Annotated in this window: 16 protein-coding genes; 7 read left to right on the top strand and 9 right to left on the bottom strand. The window is 73.5% G+C overall.

All coding sequences use genetic code 11. The annotated features are described in order from the left end of the window. Positions 1 to 16 precede the first annotated feature (16 nt). The 3 genes from F0L68_RS10410 to pdxR all read right to left on the bottom strand — a co-directional run bounded on the left by F0L68_RS10410 (position 17) and on the right by pdxR (position 4578). Positions 17 to 1456 carry a GuaB1 family IMP dehydrogenase-related protein gene (locus F0L68_RS10410; RefSeq protein WP_149849302.1) on the bottom strand — a complete coding sequence of 480 codons (1440 nt, stop codon included), beginning with the start codon at positions 1454 to 1456 and terminating at the stop codon, positions 17 to 19. 6 nt (positions 1457 to 1462) lie between these two features. Beyond that, positions 1463 to 2998 (bottom strand): ATP-dependent DNA ligase, encoded by a 1536-nt coding sequence (locus F0L68_RS10405; RefSeq protein ID WP_149849301.1) that lies wholly within the window; start codon positions 2996 to 2998, stop codon positions 1463 to 1465. A gap of 155 nt (positions 2999 to 3153) precedes the next feature. Then, a complete protein-coding gene (gene pdxR, locus F0L68_RS10400) occupies positions 3154 to 4578 on the bottom strand; it encodes a MocR-like pyridoxine biosynthesis transcription factor PdxR (protein WP_149849300.1) in 1425 nt (474 codons plus the stop codon). Positions 4579 to 4625: 47 nt separating this feature from the next. Here pdxR and F0L68_RS10395 point away from each other — a divergent pair, with 47 nt between their 5' ends. Then, a complete protein-coding gene (locus F0L68_RS10395) occupies positions 4626 to 5597 on the top strand; it encodes a DMT family transporter (RefSeq protein WP_223198662.1) in 972 nt (323 codons plus the stop codon). Here the strand turns inward: F0L68_RS10395 and F0L68_RS10390 are convergent. The 4 genes from F0L68_RS10390 to F0L68_RS10375 form a co-directional block, all read right to left on the bottom strand. Further along, positions 5575 to 6222, bottom strand: a complete 648-nt coding sequence (locus F0L68_RS10390) for a response regulator transcription factor (protein ID WP_149849299.1) — start codon at positions 6220 to 6222, stop codon at positions 5575 to 5577. The two genes, F0L68_RS10395 and F0L68_RS10390, sit on opposite strands and share 23 nt — an antisense overlap. Beyond that, complete coding sequence (locus F0L68_RS10385; RefSeq protein WP_223198661.1) at positions 6207 to 7463, bottom strand: sensor histidine kinase; 1257 nt, start codon at positions 7461 to 7463, stop codon at positions 6207 to 6209. Before F0L68_RS10385 ends, F0L68_RS10390 begins: the two co-directional genes overlap by 16 nt. A gap of 215 nt (positions 7464 to 7678) precedes the next feature. Next, positions 7679 to 10645: an AAA family ATPase gene (locus F0L68_RS10380; protein ID WP_149849298.1), complete on the bottom strand. Its 2967-nt coding sequence runs from the start codon at positions 10643 to 10645 to the stop codon at positions 7679 to 7681. Then, positions 10642 to 11793 (bottom strand): exonuclease SbcCD subunit D, encoded by a 1152-nt coding sequence (locus F0L68_RS10375; protein WP_149849297.1) that lies wholly within the window; start codon positions 11791 to 11793, stop codon positions 10642 to 10644. Before F0L68_RS10375 ends, F0L68_RS10380 begins: the two co-directional genes overlap by 4 nt. Before the next feature lie 152 nt (positions 11794 to 11945). On the opposite strand from F0L68_RS10375, the gene F0L68_RS10370 reads away from it, so the two are divergent. Then, positions 11946 to 12908: a DNA recombination protein RmuC gene (locus tag F0L68_RS10370; RefSeq protein ID WP_149849296.1), complete on the top strand. Its 963-nt coding sequence runs from the start codon at positions 11946 to 11948 to the stop codon at positions 12906 to 12908. A 3-nt stretch (positions 12909 to 12911) separates the two neighbouring features. Here the strand turns inward: F0L68_RS10370 and F0L68_RS10365 are convergent, their stop codons facing one another. Next, complete coding sequence (locus F0L68_RS10365; protein ID WP_149849295.1) at positions 12912 to 14357, bottom strand: choice-of-anchor A family protein; 1446 nt, start codon at positions 14355 to 14357, stop codon at positions 12912 to 12914. A 369-nt stretch (positions 14358 to 14726) separates the two neighbouring features. Here F0L68_RS10365 and F0L68_RS10360 point away from each other — a divergent pair, with 369 nt between their 5' ends. Next, positions 14727 to 15584, top strand: a complete 858-nt coding sequence (locus F0L68_RS10360; RefSeq protein WP_149849294.1) for a DUF6542 domain-containing protein — start codon at positions 14727 to 14729, stop codon at positions 15582 to 15584. Positions 15585 to 15700: 116 nt separating this feature from the next. Here F0L68_RS10360 and F0L68_RS10355 read toward each other — a convergent pair whose 3' ends face one another. Next, the gene (locus tag F0L68_RS10355) at positions 15701 to 16666 is read right to left on the bottom strand and encodes a 4-hydroxy-3-methylbut-2-enyl diphosphate reductase (RefSeq protein WP_149849293.1); all 966 of its coding nucleotides are present in this window, start codon (positions 16664 to 16666) and stop codon (positions 15701 to 15703) included. 125 nt (positions 16667 to 16791) lie between these two features. Here F0L68_RS10355 and F0L68_RS10350 point away from each other — a divergent pair, with 125 nt between their 5' ends. From F0L68_RS10350 to F0L68_RS10335, 4 genes are read left to right on the top strand one after another with little or no spacing between them, the layout of a single operon-like run. Further along, the gene (locus F0L68_RS10350; protein WP_149849292.1) at positions 16792 to 17340 is read left to right on the top strand and encodes a lipid droplet-associated protein; all 549 of its coding nucleotides are present in this window, start codon (positions 16792 to 16794) and stop codon (positions 17338 to 17340) included. 31 nt (positions 17341 to 17371) lie between these two features. Continuing rightward, a complete protein-coding gene (gene xseA / locus F0L68_RS10345) occupies positions 17372 to 18655 on the top strand; it encodes an exodeoxyribonuclease VII large subunit (protein WP_149849291.1) in 1284 nt (427 codons plus the stop codon). Continuing rightward, positions 18636 to 19079 (top strand): sugar ABC transporter substrate-binding protein, encoded by a 444-nt coding sequence (locus F0L68_RS10340; protein ID WP_149849290.1) that lies wholly within the window; start codon positions 18636 to 18638, stop codon positions 19077 to 19079. Before xseA ends, F0L68_RS10340 begins: the two co-directional genes overlap by 20 nt. Further along, positions 19076 to 19315: an exodeoxyribonuclease VII small subunit gene (locus tag F0L68_RS10335; protein WP_438672266.1), complete on the top strand. Its 240-nt coding sequence runs from the start codon at positions 19076 to 19078 to the stop codon at positions 19313 to 19315. Before F0L68_RS10340 ends, F0L68_RS10335 begins: the two co-directional genes overlap by 4 nt. Positions 19316 to 19437 lie beyond the last annotated feature (122 nt).

The following is a 19437-nucleotide window of genomic DNA, read 5'->3' as shown; positions in this document are numbered from 1 at the left end:
TCCTAGTGGCCCGTGGTCACCAGCCGCCCGGGAGCGGCCTGCCCTCGGCGAACCCGGCCGCCGACTGGATGCCGAGCAGGGCGCGCTCGTGGAACTGCTCGAGGTCCTCGGCGCCCGCGTAGGTGCACGCCGAGCGCACGCCGGAGCAGATCGAGTCGATCAGGTCCTCCACGCCGGGACGCAGTGGGTCCAGCCGCATCCGCGAGGTGGAGATGCCCTCCTCGAACAGCCCCTTGCGGGCCCGGTCGAACGCGTTGTCGGTCCTGGTCCGCGCGGTCACGGCGCGCTTGGACGCCATGCCGAAGGACTCCTTGTACGGCCGGCCGTTCTCGTCCCGCTGGAGGTCGCCCGGCGACTCGTAGGTGCCGGCGAACCAGGAGCCGACCATCACGCTGGCCGCGCCAGCGGCGAGGGCGAGGGCCACGTCGCGTGGGTGCCGGACGCCGCCGTCCGCCCACACGTGCTTGCCAAGCCGCCGCGCCTCGGCCGAGCACTCGGCGACGGCGGAGAACTGCGGCCTGCCGACGCCGGTCATCATCCGCGTGGTGCACATCGCGCCTGGCCCGACGCCGACCTTGATCACGTCCGCGCCGGCCTCGACCAGGTCGCGCACGCCCTCGGCGGTGACCACGTTGCCGGCCACCACCGGCACGCCGGGGTCGACCGACCGGACCGCCTTGAGCGCGGTGATCATCTTCTCCTGGTGGCCGTGCGCGGTGTCCACCACCAGCGCGTCGACCCCGGCCTCGGCTAGCTCGGCCGCCTTCGCCGCCACATCGCCGTTGACGCCGATCGCGGCGGCCACCCGCAGCCGGCCGGCGCCGTCGACGGCAGGCGCGTAGACCTCGGCCCGCAGCGCGCCGAGCTCGGTGAGCACACCGGCCAGCCTGCCGTCCGCGTCGACGCCGAGCGCGATCTTCGCCGTCCGGCCGTGCAGCCGCTCGAAGACCTCTCGGGGCGGGGTGTCCAGCGGCAGCGTGAGCACCTCGGGGTCGGCGACCTCGCCGACGCGGGTGAACCGGTCCACCCCGGCGCACGCCGCCTCGTCCACCACGCCGACCGGCCTGCCGTCCTCGTCGACCACGACGACCGCGCCGTGCGCCCGCTTGGGCAGCAGGTTCAGCGCGTCGGCCACGGCGTCGCCGGGGTGCAGCACGAGCGGGGTGTCCCAGACCGGGTGCCGTGCCTTGACCCAGGACACGATCTCGATGACCGCCTCGGTGGCGACGTCCTGCGGGAGCACAACCAGGCCGCCACGCCTGGCGACCGTCTCCGCCATTCGTCGCCCGGCGACGGCCGTCATGTTGGCCACCACCAACGGGATCGTCGCCCCCGTGCCATCCGGGGTGGACAGATCGACACCGAACCGGGACTCAACACCGGACCGCCTGGGAACCAGGAAGATGTCGTCGTACGTCAGGTCGTAACTGGGCTGGTGCCCTTCGAGGAACCGCACGAGGAGCTAACGGTACCCGCTATTCGGATCCGCGCCAGGGAGCAGTGCCCTGACCTGGTCGATGGTGTCGGCGTCGGCAGCCTCCTTGTCCGGCCGGTAGCGCAGCACGCGGGCGAACCGCAGCGCCACGCCGCCCGGGTAGCGGGGGCTGACCTGGACGCCGTCCAGCTCGATCTCGACCACCAGTTCCGGGCGGACGTGTACGACCCAGTCGGTCCGCTCGGTGGCGATCGCCGGCAGCTCCCTGGTCTGCCAGGCGAGCAGCTCGTCGGTGAGGCCCTTGAAGGTCTTGCCGACCATGACCGGCGGGCCACCGTCCGGGTCGCGGGCGCCGAGGTGCAGGTTGGACAGCGTGCCGGTGCGCCGCCCGTGCCCCCACTCGGCGGCCAGCACCACCAGGTCGAGGGTGTGCACGGGCTTCACCTTCTGCCAGGCGCTGCCGCGCCGCCCGGCCGCGTAGGGGGCCGCGAGGGACTTCACCATGACGCCCTCGTGCCCGGCCGCGATGGCCTCGGTCAGGGTGGCGGTCGCGGCGGCCAGGTCGGGGGAGTCCGTGGACGGGATCCGGTACCCGGCGGCGACGCGGCGCAGCGCGGTCAGCCGGTCGGCCAGCGGGGCGTCGATCAGGTCGACGCCGTCCAGGTGCAGGCAGTCGAAGAAGTACGGGCTCAGCAGCAGCTCGGTCGCGGTGGTCGCGCCGAACCGGCTCATCGTCTCCTGGAACGGGCGGGGGCGGCCGTCGTCGGTGAGCGCCAGCGTCTCGCCGTCGAGCACCACCGAGCGGCACGGCAGGCCGGCCACCAGCTCGACCAGCTCGGGCACGCTCGCGGTGATCTCCCGCAGCGTGCGGGTGAACACGCGCACCGCGTCGCCGTCCCGATGCACCTGGATGCGCGCGCCGTCGAGCTTGTACTCGACGACGCAGGGCGTCAGCTCGGCGACGGCCTCTGGCAGCGACTCGGCGGGCGAGGCGAGCATCGGACGCACCGGCCGACCCAGTTCGAGGCGGACGGCGGCGAGCGCGTCCAGCCCGTCGGACAGCGCCGTGGCCGCCGTGTCCGGCAGGCTCCCGGACAGCATGAACGCGCGCCGCGCGGTGTCGACCGGGACGGCGGCCGCTGCGGCCACCGCGTCGAGCATCACGCCCTCGAGGGCGCCCTGGCGCAGCTCGCCGGTCAGCAGCCGCCGCAGGAACTCCTGCTCGGCCGCCGTCGCCGAGGCGAACAGCCCGGTGAGCAGGTCGGCGCGGAGCTGCACTGACCCCTTGCCGGCCGCCCGCGACACCGCGTCCAGCACGCCGTCGACCTCCTCGACGGTCAGCGCGGGGCTCGCGGCAGGCGGCGGGGTCAGCTCGACGACGGTCCGCCAGCCTGCGCCGATCCGGCCCTGCCGTGGCTGGCCGACCAGGAACGAGACCACCGCGCGGGCGGTCGTCGCGTCGGCGACCTGCCGCAGCAGGGCCGCCAGCGACGCCACCTTGGCCAGCCGGGAGCGGGTGGCGGCGACGGCGGCGGAGGTGTCCACGGTCTCGGCGAGCAGCACGGTCCCATAGTGCGCCACTGATGTCGGGAAGGCGTCCTTTATGGCGGTGGGGTCAGCAAGCAGCAGCGGCTGCGGCGGTGTCCACGATCTCGGCGAGCAGCACGGTCCCATAGTGCGCCACTGATGTCGGGAAGGCGTCCTTTATGGCGGTGGGGTCAGCAAGCAGCGGCGGCTGCGGCGATCTCGGTGACGGCGGCGCGCAGGCGGTCCGGGGACATCGACGCGTAGCCGAGCACCAGCCCGGGAAACAGGGTGTTCGACGGCGAACCGAGGTCGGGCCGGATCCGGTAGCCCGACAGCGCGGGCGCGTGCACCCCGCGCGCGGCCAGCGCGTCCTGGAGGGCGACGTCGTCCGTGCCGGCCGGCAGCCGCAGCACCACGTGCAGGCCAGCGGCGACACCGACCGGCTGCCAGCTCGGCAGGGCGGTGGCCAGCGCGTCGAGCAGCGCATCCCGCCTGCGCCGGTACAGGGCCCTGGTGCGGCGCAGATGCCGGTCGTAGCCGCCGGTGCGCAGCAGGTGCGCCAGCGCGACCTGCGGCAGCGGGCTGCACCCGAGGTCGGTCAACCGCTTGCGACGCACCACGAGCGGGTGCAGCGCGCGCGGCGCGACCAGCCAGCCGATCCGCAGCGCGGGCGCGAGCACCTTGCTGACGCTGCCGTGGTAGATCACCCGGTCCGGCGCAAGTCCTTGCACAGCGCCAAGTGCCGGCCGGTCGTAGCGGTGTTCGGCGTCGTAGTCGTCCTCGAGCACGTACCCGTCGCGCTCGGCGGCCCAGGCGACCAGGGCGTGCCGGCGGCGCGGGCTGAGCACGACGCCGAGCGGGAACTGGTGCGCCGAGGTGACCAGCACCGCGCGGCATTCGGTGCGGGACAACAGGTCCACCCTGATGCCCTCGTCGTCGACCGGCACCGGCACGGCGCGAAGTCCATGCGCGTCAAGGAGTTCGTCCTGACCCTCGTGGTGCGGGTCCTCGACGGCGATGGTCCGGTGTCCCTCGGCGGCCAGCACGCCCGCGGTCAGCGCGAGGCTCTCGGCGACGCCGTTGGTGACCAGCACCTCGGCCGGGTCGGCGGCCACCGCGCGCACCCGGCCGAGGTAGTCGGCGAGTTCGGCGCGCAGCGCGGAAAGCCCTGCGGGGTCGGGATAACCGAGTTCCTCGTCGGACAGCGCCGCGAGGCCCGCCCGCGTCGCGGCGAGCCAGTCGGCGCGCGGGAACGCGCCAAGCGCGGGCAGTCCAGGACGCAGGTCGAACCGCCACTTCGGCGGTCCGTCCTCGGCGGGCCGCCTCGGGCCGGCGGCATGACCGACGGACTCGGCGACCCTCGTGCCGGAGCCGTGCCGCGCCGTGAGGTGGCCCTCGGCGACCAGCTGGGCGTAGGCGGCGGTCACCGTGCCGCGCGCGAGCCCGAGCTGGCCGGCGAGATCGCGGCTGGAGGGTAGCCGGCCGCCGGGCGCGAGCCTGCCCTCCCGCACCGCCGAGCGCAGCGCCGCCTCGACCGCGCGGCCCCGGCGTCCCGCGGGCACCTCGGCGATGGCGGGCAGCAGCAGCTCCCGAAAAGTGGTCCATTCGCCGGTCATGAAAGTGGAGCTTACGTCTGGGCCACTTCGCCGGCAGCCTCTGCGGTGTGGAACAGCAAACCCTGACCAGGCCGAGCACGTCGGAGCCGGTGGCCGCCGCTCTCGCGGCGATGGCCGCGCTCATCGTCGGCGGCTCGGTGCCGGTGACCGGACTGCTCAACGACTACCCGCTGCTCACCGGCCAGGCGATCCGGTACGCCATCGGCGCGCTCGCCCTCTACGGCTGGCTGCGGCTGCGCGACCGGCGGCGCCGGTCGCCGTCCGGCGGGGCAACGGCCTCGGCGAGCACGCTGCCGAGGCTGACCGGACGCGACGTGTTCGCGCTGCTCGGCATGGTCGGCGCCGGCATGGTCGGCTTCAACGCCGCGGTGCTCTACGGCCAGCGCTACGCCACGCCCGGCCTGGTCGCCGCGGTGCTCGGGGCGAGCCCGCTGGTGTTGGCGATCGCGGTGCCCGCGCTGCGGCGCAGGTGGCCGTCGCCGGCCGCGCTGGTCGGCGCCGTGCTCGTCATCGGGGGAGTTGCGGTGCTGACCGGCGGCGGGTCGTGGCACGGGCCTGGGCTGGCGCTCGCGCTGCTCACGCTGGCCTGCGAGGTGATGTTCACGCTGTGCGCGGCCGGCATGGTGGCCAGGCACGGCGCGGTGGAGACGTCCACCTGGTCCTGCATCGTCGCGGCCGTGGGCGAGTCGGCGCTCGGCACGGTGTTCGGCGGGTGGCGGATGCCGACCGGCACGGAGGCCGCCGCGTTGCTGGTCCTCGGGTTCGTGGTGACGGCGCTCGCCTTCGGCTGCTGGTACACCGGGGTGTCCGTGCTCGGCGCGGACCGGGCCGGGGTGCTCATCGGGCTGATGCCGGTGTCCGGGCTGGCGGTCTCGGTGCTGCTCGGCGCGCAGCAGCTGACGATGGTCGCGGCGTTGGGCGCCGCGACGGTGACGGCCGGGTGCGTGGTCGGCCTGCGGTCCATCGGCCGCGCGAACGAGCACGGTCCGGCGCGCGTCAGGGCTTGTTCAGATACGTGAGGACGGCGAGGACGCGGCGGTTGTTGTTGTCGTCATCGACGATGCCGAGCTTGCCGAACATCGAGGTGGTGTACTTGCTGATAGCGCTGTCGCTGAGGAAGAGCCGCTGGGCGATGGCCTGGTTGGACAGTCCCTCCGCCATCAGGCCGAGCACCTCCTGCTCGCGCTCGGTGAGCCGGTCCAGCCCTCGGTTCGACGACCCGCTGGACAGCAGCTTGGCGATGACGGCCGGGTCCATCGCGGTCCCGCCGCCGGCCACGCGCGCCAGGGCGTCGACGAACTGGTCGGCGTCGAACACGCTCTCCTTGAGGAAGTAGCCGATGCCGCCAGCCCGGTCGGCCAGGAGCTCGCGGGCGTACAGCTGGTCGACGTGCTGGGACAGGATCAGCACGGGCAGCCCGGGCAGTTCCCTGCGGGCGGCGAGCGCGGCCCGCAGGCCCTCGTCCGACTGGGTCGGCGGCATGCGGACGTCGACGATGGCGACGTCCGGCCGCCACCTCAGCAGCGCGTCGAGCGTCTCGGGCCCGGTGGCCGCCGTCGCCACCACCTCGTGCCCGTAGGCCTCGACGAGCCGGACCAACCCGTCGCGCAACAGGTAGAGGTCCTCGGCTACGACGACTCGCATGGCACCGCCATTCTCGCGTTGGTCGGCCCGCCTGCCGGGCTGGTGATCTCCAGGGTGCCGTCGAAGGCCGCGAGGCGGCGACGCAGCCCCGCGAGTCCGCCGCCGGCCAGCACGTCCGCGCCGCCCCGGCCGTCGTCCTCGACGTCGACGACGATGTCGGTGTCGACCAGGGCGATGGAGATCCGCGCCGTGGTCGCCTCGGCGTGCTTGACCGCGTTGGTCACCAGTTCGGTGATCCCGAAGTACAGGGCGGCCTCGATCGGTGGGTCGAGGCGCAGTTCGAGGTCGGCGCTGACGGCCACGTCGAGCGGGCTGTCCAGGGCGAGCGAGCGAACGGCGTCGACGAGTCCCCGCTCGGTCAGCACCGGCGGGCTGATTCCCCTGACCAGTTCGCGGAGTTCGGTCAGCGACGTCGCCGCGCCTGCCCGCGCCTCCCGCAGCATTGCCTTGGCCTGCTCGGGGTCCGCGTCCAACACCTTCTCCGCGATCACCAGCGAGAGCCCGAGCGCGACCAGGCGGGCCTGCGCCCCGTCGTGCAGGTCCCGCTCGATCCGGCGGATCTCGGCGGCCTGCGCGACCGTCGTGTCCGCGCGCTGAGCCGTCAGCTCGGCGACCCGGTCCGTGAGCACCATCGCGGGCGAGGCGCGCAGGAGGCGGCCCGCCACCGGCCCGACGAGCCGCCAGGCGTACGGGGCGCTGCCGACCGCGACGGCCGCGCAGAGCACACCGAACACGCGCGCGGCGAGGGTCGGCTGGGCGAACCCGAGGACCGCTCCGGCGACCCCTGCGGGCGGGACGGCCGCGACCACGCCGACGGCGACCGGCGCGAGCACCGTGAACCGCAGGTCGCGCCAGGTGGCGGGATCGCCCCACCAGAGCCGCATCCGCTGGTCCTTGCGGGCGTCCCGGCTGGTGCGCGAGTAGGAGTAGCCGTTCCACCAGTACCCGGTGGACAGCCGCGTCACCGGCCCGGCCTGCCGGTAGCCGGCGGGAATGACGGTGCCGGTCCACCTCGCGACCAGCGAGCGGACCATCCGGCACACCGGGCGGGCCAGCACGAGCGTGCCGATACTCGCCCACACGAACGGCGCGATCCAGGACCACGGGTTGCCGCCCCACCAGAGCCACAGGCCGACGGCGGCGGCCCACACGGCGGGGACCAGCATGGCGACGACCAGCGCGACGCACGCTCGCCCGAACCCCACGCAGGCGCTCGCCACCCACGACCCCAGCTGTCGCACGGATCCCTCCCTCTCGCGTGCCGAGCCCGACGGTGGCACGTGCGTCCGCGCCGGTCCCGTCGGCGCGGCTTCGTGGCTCCACTGTGCACTGTCCGGAGCCCGATTCGCGCCGGCTCAGCCGAGGAGTGGGCCTGGCCCCACCAACCCGGGCGGCCAGGCCCACGCCGGCCCGCCCGCGCACGTGACACGCCTTCGGCGGGGCTAAGTACGGTGCCTCACGCCGCGGTGATCTCCACCGTGGAACCCGTGCGCGCCTTGCGGACGCGCAGCCGCACCGGAATGCGTTGGCGCAGTTCCTCGACGTGCGACACCAGCCCGACCACCCGGCCGCCGGCGCGGAGTTCGTCAAGGGTGTTCATCACCAGGTCCAGGGTGTCCGCGTCGAGCGTGCCGAAGCCCTCGTCGACGAACAGGGTGTCCAGCAGCGCGCCACCGGTCTCCGCCGCGACCACGTCCGCGAGGCCCAACGCCAGCGCCAGCGACGCCAGGAACGACTCGCCGCCGGAGAGGGTCTTGGCGGGGCGGACCCGGCCCGAGTAGTCGTCCAGCACGTCGAGGCCGAGGCCGCCCCGCGTGCCGCGCGCGCCGGCCGCGTCGGAGTGCACGAACGAGTACCTGCCCTGGCTCATCCGCTCCAGCCGCCGCGTCGCCGTCACCGCGACCTCCTCCAGCCGCGCGGCCAGCACGTAGGAGCGCAGCGACATCTTGCGCGCGTTCTGGCCCCGGCCGTTCACGACGTCCGTCAGGGCGTCGAGTTCGGCGAACTCCGCCTCGATCGGTTCCAGCTCGGCCCACGCGGCCAGCAGCCGCGCGGCCAGCGCGCCGACCCGGTCCTCGGCTTCCTTCGCCGCGTCGCGCACGGACGCGGCGGACTCGGCCGAGGCGAGGGCCGACTCGGCCTGCTCCGTCACGGCGGTCAGGTCCGCCGTGGCGTCCTCGGGCAGGCCGGTCAGCTCCGGTGCGGCGAGGGTGGCCTCGGCGTTGTTCCTGGCCACGGTCAGCTCGGTGATGCGACGGTCGAGGGCAGTCACCTCGGCGGCGTCCCGCGCGGCCGCGATGGCGTCCCTGACATCGGGGAAGCCGGCCGCGTGCGCCGCCGAGTCCGCCTCGGCGAGCGCGGTCGCCGCCCGCGTCGCGAGGTCCTGGGTGGACTGGCGCGCGGCGGCCAGGTCGCCAACCGCCTCGGCCAGTTCGACCAGGTGCCGGCGCCTGGCCAACACGTCCGGATGGGCGCCGCGCGCCGTGTCCAGTCGCACGGCCCGCACGGCGACCGCCTCGGCCAGGCCGGTGCGTTCCGTCTTGGCGGCGGCGACCTGTTGCTCGGCGTCGATCCGTTGGGCGGTCAGCGCCGCGCCGCGCAGCTCCAGTTCGGCCAGCTCGGCCGCGCGCTGCTCTCGTTGCGCCGCAAGCGTTTCGGCCTCGGCGAGCGCCTGGTCGGCGGACGCCAGTTCCGCCGTCAGCGTCTCCCCGGTCCGGCCGGCCAGTCGTTCCCGTTGCAGGGCAAGGGTTTGCTGCACGCTCTCCCTGCGGAGCTCCAGCTCGCGGCGGCGCTGTTCGGCCCGGTCGGCGACCTCGGCGGCGGCCCGTTCGTCGGACTCGCTGACGGCCTCGGGCACCGGGGTGGCCGGCGCGGGGTGCTCCGTGCCGCCGCAGACCGGGCAGGGCTCGCCGGCGGTCAGCCTGCCGGCGAGCTCGGCCGCCATGCCGTCCAGGCGTCGGGCCCGGATTTCCTGGGAGCGTTCGCGGGCCAGCTGGTGCGCGTCGACGGCGGCGCGCAACTCGTCCTCGACGGCCACGGCGTCCCGTTCCGTGCCGGGGAGCCGCCGCGCGATCTCCACCAGCTCCGCGAACTCGGTCTGCTGGGCGCGCAGGCCAGCCACGCTCGCCTCGGCGCGGTTCGCCTCGTCTACCGCGGTTCTGGCCAGTGCCAACGCCATCGGCTGCGCGGCGACGGCCTCGGCCACCCGCGTGCTGTCCTCGACGGCCGCCCGCTCCTCGTCCGCCAGCTCGTCCAGCCGAACCAGGTCCGCGCGGTGCTGCTCCGCCTCGGCGGCCAGCTGGGTCAGGCCGCCGGCCTCCTCGCGCAGCTCGTCCCGCGCCACCAACAGCGCGGACACCGGGCCGCCCGTCCCGGCGAAGTCGAGCCTGCCGCAGCGCGCGGCCGCCCTCGCCTCCTGCTCGCGGGCGCGGTCCAGCTCGCCGGCCAGCTCGACGGCGACGCGGTTGGCCGGCAGCACTGCCAGCGCGCGGCGGGCGGCGTCCCGCTCCGCCTCCCACTGGCGCAGTCGCGGCTCCTCGGCCGCGCATTCCGCGAGGGTCGCCTCGGCGGCGCTCCTGCGGCGCAGCCGCTCGGCCGTGTCCCGCGCCGCGGCCAGCGCGGCCGACGACCGGATCCGTTCCGCGGCGGCGATCGCGGCGAGGCGGGCCGCCTCGGCCGTGGCCTCCGCACGACGCTTCACGACCGAACTCAGCCACTCCGCGTCGCCGTCGCCGTCTGGCGGTTCCTCGCCGGCCGCCTGGGCGACCCTGGCGACCAGCTGGCCAGCGACCTGCTTGTGCGCGTCCAGCGTGCTGCGGCGTTCCTGGCGCCGGTCCCGGAACCACCGCTCCACGTCGGCGAAGTGCTCGGTGCCGAACAGCTTCTCCAGCAACTGCTCGCGCTCGGCGGTCTCCGCGCGCAGGAACCGCGCGAACTCGCCCTGCGGTAGCAGCACCACCTGGAAGAACTGCTCCGCGCTCATGCCGAGCAGCCGCCCGACCGTGCGGCTGACCTCGTCGATGCGGGTCAGCCCCTCGACCGGCTCGCCGCCGGGGGCCGGGGTCAGCCAGGTGAGCGACGCCTTGGCCTGCTGCCTGGTGACGCCCTCCCCGCGCAGCTTGGGGCGCTCGTACTCGGGGCTGCGGGTCAGCCGCAGCCGGTGCCCCTGCACAGTCAGCTCAAGGGCCACCTCGGTCATGGTGTCCGGCTCGGCGAAGTCGCAGCGCAGCCGCTTCACGTCCCCGCGCGCGCCGGGCACCGTGCCGAACAGCGCGAACGCCACCGCGTCGAGCAACGTCGTCTTGCCGGCGCCGGTGTCCCCGTGCAGCAGGAACAGCCCGTCGCCGCCGAGCGCGTCGAAGTCGACCGTCTCGTGCCGCGGATACGGCCCGAACGCGGTGACCTCAAGCAGATGCAGCCTCACGAGACCTCGGCCCTGCCGACGAAGGAGAACGCCTCGTCCAGCAGCGAACGCTCGCCATCGGACGGCTCGTCGCCCTTGCAGTCCGCGACGAAGTTGTGCGCGACCGCCCGGTCCGAGCGGCCCTTGACCGCCTCGGCGTAGCGCAGCCCCGCGCCTGCCCTGCCGCCGTCGGGCCGCCACTCCAGGTGCACGGCGAAGGGGAAACGCTCCTGGAGCCTGCGAAGCGGGTCGAGCGGCCGGACCCGGTCGGTGAGCGCGACCGACAGGTAGCTGTCGGCGAGGCGCTCGAGCGCGGGGTCGGCGAGCAGGTCCTCGATGCGGCCGGTGACGGTGGCCAGCTTCCTCGGCACCGGCAGCTCGTGACGTTCGACACCGGCCAGGCCGCCGGCGTCCAGGTCGACCAGCCACACCGACTTGCGGTGGGCGGCCTCGGAGAACGAGTACGCCAGCGGGCTGCCGGAGTAGCGCAGGTGCTCGGCCAGCCGCTGCGGCCCGTGCAGGTGCCCGAGCGCCACGTAGTCGACGCCGTCGAAGACCGCGCCGGCCACCTGCTCGACGCCGCCGACCGCGATGCTGCGCTCCGACGCGCTGGCCTCGCCGCCCGTCACGAACGCGTGCGCCAACACCACCGACCTCGTGCCGGGCTCGCGGCCGGCCAGGTCGGCGCGGATCCGGCGCATGGCCTCGGTCAGGACGCCGGTGTGGCCCCTGGCCTCCGGCGCGCCGAGCACGTGCCGCGCGGGCTCCGGCTCGAGGAACGGGATCCCATACAGGGCGACCGGGCCGTGCTCGTCGCGCAGCACCACCGGCTGGTGCAGCTCGGCGATCCTGGTGCGCAGGTGCAGGCCTCCCGCGGCGGCGAAGTCGCCGAACGCGCCGACCCTCGGTGCCGAGTCGTGGTTGCCCGGCGTGATCACGATCTGCGCGCCGGCCGCCTTGAGCCGCAGCAGGACCCGGTTGCAGGTCTGCACGGCCTCGCCGGAGGGCACGGCACGGTCGTAGAGGTCGCCGGCGATCACCACGACGTCGATCCCGCGGTCCTCGACGAGGTCGGCGAGGCCGCCGAGCACCGCCTCCTGCTCGGCCAACAGGTCCCTGCCGTGGAACGTGCGACCCACATGCCAGTCGGAGGTGTGCAGCACGCGCATGCGGACAAACTAGGGCGCGCGGCCCGCCGAGCCTGCGGCGGTCCCCCGGCGTGTCCCGCTTTCGCGTCAGGATTAGCGGGTTCTGTCGGTGTCGTGCGTGATGATCCCGACAAGGACCTCGACACGTTCCCGGACCTCAGGAGCACAGAACCGTGACCTCCGCAGTGATCAGCACTGCCGCCGTCGTCCTCGCGTTGCTGCTGGTCGGCGCGGTCCTGTTCCTGTGGCGGCTCTACCAGGACAGCGTCCGCAGGACGGACGCGGCGCTGATGGCCGTGCAGCAGGAACGAGCCCGCACCGACACGCAGCAGGCCGCGCTCCAGCGGTACGAGGTGGCCTTCGCCTCGATCTCGGGGCGCGGCGAGCTCGGCGAGCAGGTGCTGGTGGAGACGGCGCGCGCGTTGGGCCTGCGCGAGGGCCTGCACTTCTCGGTGCAGACCGACCTGGCCGGCGGCGGCACGGTCCGGCCCGACATGGTGCTGACGGTCGGCGGGGGCCGGCAGGTGCCGGTCGACGCCAAGATGAGCATGGTCTGCTGGGCCGAGGCGATGGAGACCGACGACGCGACCGAGCGGGCCGAGGCGCTGCGCGTGCACGTGCGCAACATCCGGTCGAGGGCCGCGGAGCTGGCCGGCAAGGGCTACCAGCGCTGGGCGGACGCGATCTACGGCACGATCATGTTCGTGCCGTCCGACGCGGCCGTCGTTGCGGCGCTGGACACCGACCCCGAACTGCTCCGCTGGTTGCTTGACCGGCGGGTTTTCCTGTGCGGGCCAACGGGCTTCGCGGTGGTGGCGTCGGCGGCGATGTTCGCCGTCACCGACCGCGCGATCGCCGACGACGTCGAGCAGGTGCGCGGCCAGGCGGTGCGGGCGCACCGGGCCGCCGGTGCCGCGGTGGACTCGGTGAACCTGTCCAGCACCCACCTTCAGCGGTTCCTGTCGGCCCGCAGGCGGGAGCTGGACGCGCTGGAGACCTTCCGGGCGGCCGTCCAGCCGCTCACCGACGCGGCGGCCAGCCCGACGGCGATCCCGCCGGTGCGTCGAGCCGAGGAGCAGCCCACCGGCGGGTCGCCGGCGCAGCAGGCCCTCGCCCAGGAGTTCTCAACCGACTGACCGTCAGTTGCGGTGCCTGCCTCGTCCGCTCGAGCGGCGGCCGACGGTGAACAGCAGGATCGAGCCGCCGATCAGCAGCAGGCCGGCCAGGGCGATCGGCCCGCGGATGTCCGCGCCGGTGCTGGCCAGGTTCGGGCCGGTCGAGTCGTCCGGGCCGGTGTAGCCCGTGCCGCCGCCGTCCGAATCGGTGGTCCAGGCCGTGCCGCCTCCGGGAGTGGTGGTCGTCGTCGCGGTCGAGCTGCCGCCACTCGTGGTGGTTGGCGTCGTGGTCGAACTGCCATCGGTCGTCGTGGTGGTCGTGGGCTTGGTCGTCGTGGTGGTCGTGGTGGTGGTCGTAGTTGTCGTGGTGGTGGTCGTGGTCGTTGTGGTCGTGGTCGTGGTGGGTGACGCGCAGCCGGGCAGATCGCCGTTGAACGGGTACGCGTGGATCTCCTGGCCTCGACTGCCGGTAGGCGTGCCGTGCACGAAGTTGCCGGTGGTGAAGAACCGGCCGTTGAGCCCGGCCTGCGTCAGCGTGGTCGTGCTCGCGGGATTGCCGACCAGGATGCTGCCCTGGAACTGCGCTGGCCCGGTCAGGGTCACGGTGGTCGCGGTCGGGAAGTTCCACAGCAGCCTGGTCCGGTCGATGCCGGCCAGCTCGCCGATGGTGGTGTTGATCGTCCTGGCGCCGCCGAGCACGTTGACCAGCACGGTTGCCCCGGCCGGGATGTTCGAGAACGTGATGTCCTGTGCGCCGCCGGTCCTCGGGTTGGCGATGTCGGCAGTCAGGTTGAACACCTGCAACATCGACGTGCCGTCGCCGGAGAACTGCGTCGCGTAACCCACGTTGACCACGGATCCGGTGGAAGGGCGGCCGGTGCCCGAGTCGCCGTTCGCATAGCACAGGCTCGCCGTCGTGAGGCTGGGGCTCAGCCCCTCGTACGGCGTGAACGCGTTGGGATCCCGGACGACCTCCTTGGCGATGATGCGGCCGGTGGCTGTGCCCGCGTGCCGGACGACGCCGCCAACCGCCGAGTCGCCCTTGGCGTCCAGGTCCTGACCGGGCGCGATGGTGATGTTGCCCCCGGTGGTCAGCCAGTCCGTGCCATCCGACGGCGGCACCCGCGAGCCGACCCCGGCGACCCCGATGTTGTACAGCCGTCCCTCGCTCTTGTTCTGGGTGAAGTCGCCGCCGACCACCACGCGACCCTCGGTCTCGGCCGCGCCGCCGAGGACGTCGAAGTTCTTGCCGACGAACACGTTGATGCCGTCGTCCCGGCCGGCGAACGGCCCGTTGTGCGGCGGGTACGGGTACGGGTCCGGGCAGCTGCCCGGCACGCACGGGCCGAGGCCGCCGGGCAGTTGCGCGGCGCTGCCCGGCGCGGCGACCAGCAGGCTCACCAACAGGGTGAGCACCCCCGCCAGCAGGACGGCGGCGGACAGGCGTGCGCGCGGGTGCGTGCGGGGCATGAATCTGGACCTTCCAGGCGATCACTCGACCTCGCTGGTCGAAGCGGGGCATTTCACCCTCATGTGGGATGACCTCGGCCTACCGAGGTGACGTTGCGGGAGTGTGGCCTGTCTAACATCGCCGGATGCACGGTGAGCTGCGCGATCACGAGATCCACGCGTTACGCCAGTGCGTGCGCGAGTGGTCACCGCACGCGTTTTCGCCCGTGAGTTGTGCCGGCGCGCGCGTTCCGGCCATCATCTTCCGAACACAAACGGGCTACGGTGAGGTCACGTGACCGGGCGACGCACGGTCACGATCCACTCGGCCACCAGGCACCTGAGCCCCGCACGCGATCACGCGGGCGACGAGCGCAGCAAGGAGATCGCGTGATCAGCACGCGCGACCGCGACACCGACCTCGATGACGAGCCGGGCACCACACCGTGGGACGACCGGCCGGTCGTCGGCTCGTTCCGGGGCCTGCCGTGGTGGGCCGCCGTGCTCATCGCGCTTGTGCTCGCCGGCATCGGCGCCATGGTGGACCTCAAGTCGCAGCAACAGCAGCTGGGCTGGGTGTTCAAGGGCCTGTACTTCCTCGGCTGCGCCGTCGGGGTCGCCCTGGTCCGCCGCAGGAGCCTGTTCGCGCCGATGGTGCAGCCGCCGCTGATCCTGGCCATCACGGTGCCGGTGATCGCGCTGGCCACCTCCAACAGCCCGTCCGGCGGCCTGAGCCAGAAGGCCCTGGCGATCGGAACGCCGCTGGTCAACGGCTTCCCGGCGATGGCGGTCACCACGGGTGTCACGGTGGTGATCGGGGTGCTGCGGATCTTCCTCCAGCGCGACCCGAACCAGCCGACCAAGGAGGAGCGTTCGGCCGCGTTGGCCAGCGCGCGCAGGAGCGACGCGAAGGCCAAGGCCGCGCGCACCGCCGACCGCAGGGGCGAGCCCGCCAAGCGCCCCAAGCCGGCCGAGGGCAGGCGCCCGGCCGCTGACGCGGCTCCCGAACGGCGCGGCACGGCCGGCCGAGACAGCAGGGACGGCAGGGATGCCGGCGCGGCGCGTGCTGGCGGCACCGGCCGCCCGGCTTCCGCCGCTGGTCGCCCGTCGGGCGGCGCCGCCGGTCGACCGGCCCAGGGTGGCGGACGGCCAACGCCGCCGGCCAGGGCGCCTCGGCAGGAGCCGCCGCGCGGCGGCCGTCAGTCCCCGCCCCCGCGCCGGCCGCGTCCCCGCGACGACGAGTACTGAGTCGAGCGCGTCCAACCGAACATCTGGCACGAACAGCGGACAGCCCCGGCGCGGATCGCGCCAGGGCTGTCTGGGTCTTCCTGGGTCTTCGCGGAGAGTCTGGGGCCTGCGGAGAGCTAGCGGACGAGGTCCTTGCGTAGCTCCCGTGGGAGCGCGAAGGCGATCTTCTCGTTGGCCGTGGTGATCTCCTCGACCTCGCCCCAGCCGCGCTCGGCCAGGTAGGCCAGCACCTCCATGACGAGGATGTCGGGCACGGACGCGCCGCTGGTGACGCCGACGGTGTCGACGCCGGACAGCCAGCTTTCGTCGATCTCACGGGCGTAGTCGATCAGGTGGGACGCGCGCGCCCCGGCCTGGAGGGCGACCTCGACCAGCCGCTTGGAGTTGGAGGAGTTGGTCGAGCCGACCACCAGCACCAGGTCGCACTCCGGCGCCATCGCCTTCACCGCAACCTGGCGGTTCTGCGTGGCGTAGCAGATGTCGTCGCTCGGCGGGTCCTGCATCTCGGGGAACCGGTCGCGGAGCTGGTTCACCCTGACCATGGTCTCGTCGACGCTGAGCGTGGTCTGGGACAGCCAGATGACCTTGGACGGGTCGCGCACCTCGACCTTGTCGACGTCCTCGGCGGTGTCCACGAGCTGAATGTGCTCGGGGGCCTCGCCTGCGGTGCCCTCGACCTCCTCGTGGCCCTCGTGGCCGATCAGCAGGATGTCGTAGTCCTCGCGGGCGAACCGCTTGGCCTCCATGTGCACCTTGGTGACCAGCGGGCAGGTCGCGTCGATCGTGCGCAGCCCGCGCTGCTCGGCCTGCTCGTGCACGACCGGGGCGACGCCGTGCGCCGAGAACACCACGAGGGCGCCCTCCGGCACCTCGTCGGTCTCGTCGACGAAGATCGCGCCGCGCTCCTGGAGGGTCTCGACCACGTGCCGGTTGTGCACGATCTCCTTGCGGACGTACACGGGCGGCCCGTAGGTCTCGAGCGCCTTCTCGACGGTCACCACCGCGCGGTCGACACCTGCGCAGTAACCCCGAGGCTTGGCCAGGAGAACCCGCTTAGGCTTGGAGGGGGTCTGCTCGGTCATGCGTCCAGCCTACGGCTGCGGCCGAACGGGTGTCGCGGCGCTCGGGGTCGGCTCGGTCACGCCGAGGGCTGCTACCCGCGCGGGAAGCTGGGCAGGGAGGGTGTGACTGCGGCAGGCTAGTGCTCATGAAGCAACTGCCGCTGGCGGTCCGTATCGCGGCCGGTCTCGCGGCCACCGCAGTTGAGCAGGCCCGCAGCCTTCCGAAACAGCTCGCCGGCCTGCCTGTGACCGTGGTCAGCGAGGCTCTGCAACTGTCGATGCGCGTCCAGCAACAGGTCACCGAGCTGGCGATCAAGGGCGACGAGGTGCTGGCGACGCTGCGTCCCGCCGAGGAGAACCCCGAGTGGGCGACCTTTGACGAGGACGAGCCCGCCGCGTCGTCGGACCCTGTCGCGTCGTCGGACCTCGCAGCCGAGCCGGACGACGGCGCGGCGCCGGACCCGTGGGCGCAGGAGGAGCGGGCGCTCGCCGAGGAGACGGCCGACGGGGACGCCCCCGATGTGCTGCCCGGCTACAACGAGCTGACCGTCGCGCAGCTGCGCGCCAGGATGCGCAGGCTGTCCCTGGCCGAGCTGGAGGAGCTGCTGGCCTTCGAGCGCGGGCACGCGGCCCGGCCGCCGTTCGTCGGCATGCTGACCAGGCGCATCGCCACGGTCTCCGCGCAGTCGTCGTGACCGCCGACGTCCTCGTCGCTGAGGCGGCGTCGTGACCGCTCCTTCGACGCCGGAGGAGCCGTGGCCGGTCCGCACGGTGGCGCGCAAGATCGCCGAGTGGATCAACCGGCTCGGCGCGGTGTGGGTCGAGGGCCAGGTGACCCAGATCTCGGCGCGGCCGGGCACCTCGACGGCGTTCCTCACCCTGCGCGACCCGTCCGCCGACCTGTCCATGTCGCTGACCTGCGCGGTCGGCCTGGTGCGCGGCATGGAGCCGCCGCTGACCGACGGCAGCCGGGTCGTGGTGCACGGGAAGCCGACGTTCTTCGCCGGGCGCGGCACGCTGAGCCTGCGGGTGGACGAGATCCGCGCGGTCGGCATCGGCGAGCTGCTGGCCAGGATCGAGCGGCTGCGCAGGCTGCTGGCCGCCGAGGGCCTGTTCGAGCCTGGCCGCAAGCGGAAGCCGCCGTTCCTGCCGAACAAGATCGGCCTGATCACGGGCCGCGCCTCGGCGGCGGAACGGGACGTGCTGACCAACGCGCAGGCGCGCTGGCCCGGCGCCCGGTTCCGGGTGATCAACGTTGCGGTGCAAGGGGTTTCCGCTGTTCCGCAGATCCTCACCGCACTGTCCACCCTGGAGCGGGACGCCGAGGTGGACGTGATCGTGGTGGCCAGGGGCGGGGGCAGCGTCGAGGACCTGCTGCCGTTCTCGGACGAGGCGCTGTGCCGGGCGGTGTCCCAGTGCCGCACTCCGGTGCTGAGCGCGATCGGGCACGAGCCCGACACCCCGCTGCTGGACCACGTCGCGGACCTGCGTTGCTCGACGCCGACCGACGCCGGCAAACGGGTGGTTCCGGATGTGGCCGAGGAGACCGAGCGGATCAGGCAGCTCCGGGACCGGGGCAGGCGCGCGCTACACGGATGGGTGGATCGGGAGCGCAGGCTGCTCGACGCGCTGCGCACGCGGCCGGTGCTCGCTGATCCGTTCGGGCCACTGGGGCGTCGCGCGGACGAGGTGTCCGCGATGCGGGAGCGCGCTCGTCGGGCGGTGCAGGCCGGGCTGGCCACCGAGCAGGCCGGGCTCGCCGCGACCAGGGCGCGCTTGACGACCCTCGGCCCTGCGGCCACGCTGGCTCGCGGATACGCGGTTGTGCAGCGCGTCACACTGGAGGGGACCGACGGAGTGCTCCGTTCGGTCGCGGACGCTCCGGCGGGAACCCAGCTGCGGGTTCGGCTCGTTGACGGGGCGGTGTACGCGGTCGTATCGGGCGAAGGCGACAACGGCGACGAAAGACCTACGGTGAGCGGAGGTAGTGGTGCCGAACCTGGCGCGTGAACCCACGTTCCTCCCGTTGACCGTGACCGCGGCGAACACGGCCGTCGACAGGGAGGCGCCCGCGCGTTCCGGCGCGCGCGTGGTGCTGCGCAGGGCGGAGACGGCGAACCGGGCCGCTGCGGACTGCTGGACGGCGTTACTGGCCGGCTGCAACTCGAACGGGCGGCGGGTGCTGTCCTCGCGGCTGCGCGAGCTGTCCGAGGCGACGTCGGTGTACGCGGGGACGCAGTGGTGGTTGAGCGACGGCGCGGTGCACCGCCACCGGGTCGCCGAGGCCGAGGGCCGCATCGACGAGGCGGTCCGCGAGGGCGACGGGGCCGAGTTCGCCGAGGCGTTCGTCGGCTACGACCAGGCGGTGGCTACCGTCGTGGTGCTCGCCCAGAACAAAGTCACACAGAGTCGAATGGGGAGTCCGACCACTTGAGCGACGGTTCGAAGATCAGTACGACGGCAGACCAGGGCCTCGGTTACGAGGCGGCGAGGGACGAACTGGTCGACGTGGTGCGTCGGCTCGAAGCGGGCGGGCTGTCCCTCGAGGACTCGCTCGCGCTGTGGGAGCGCGGCGAGTCGTTGGCGAAGCTCTGCGAGCGGCATCTGGCCGGCGCGCGCGAGCGCATCGACACGGCGCTGGCCGTGGTCGAGGAGGACGTCGCCGAGTAGCCGCACGATTCGCCACGAACCCCACCGAACGAACCCCACCGGACAGACCCCACCCGCCCTGGGGGCAATGCCACTTACTTAGCGAGTCTGGTGTCTGACTGCGGCCGGGTTGTCGTTGATGG

Source organism: Solihabitans fulvus (genome assembly GCF_008386585.1).
Classification (GTDB): Bacteria; Actinomycetota; Actinomycetes; order Mycobacteriales; family Pseudonocardiaceae; genus Solihabitans; species Solihabitans fulvus.
Note: the sequence above shows the minus strand (reverse complement) of the source record. Positions and strands in the feature narration are given on the sequence as shown.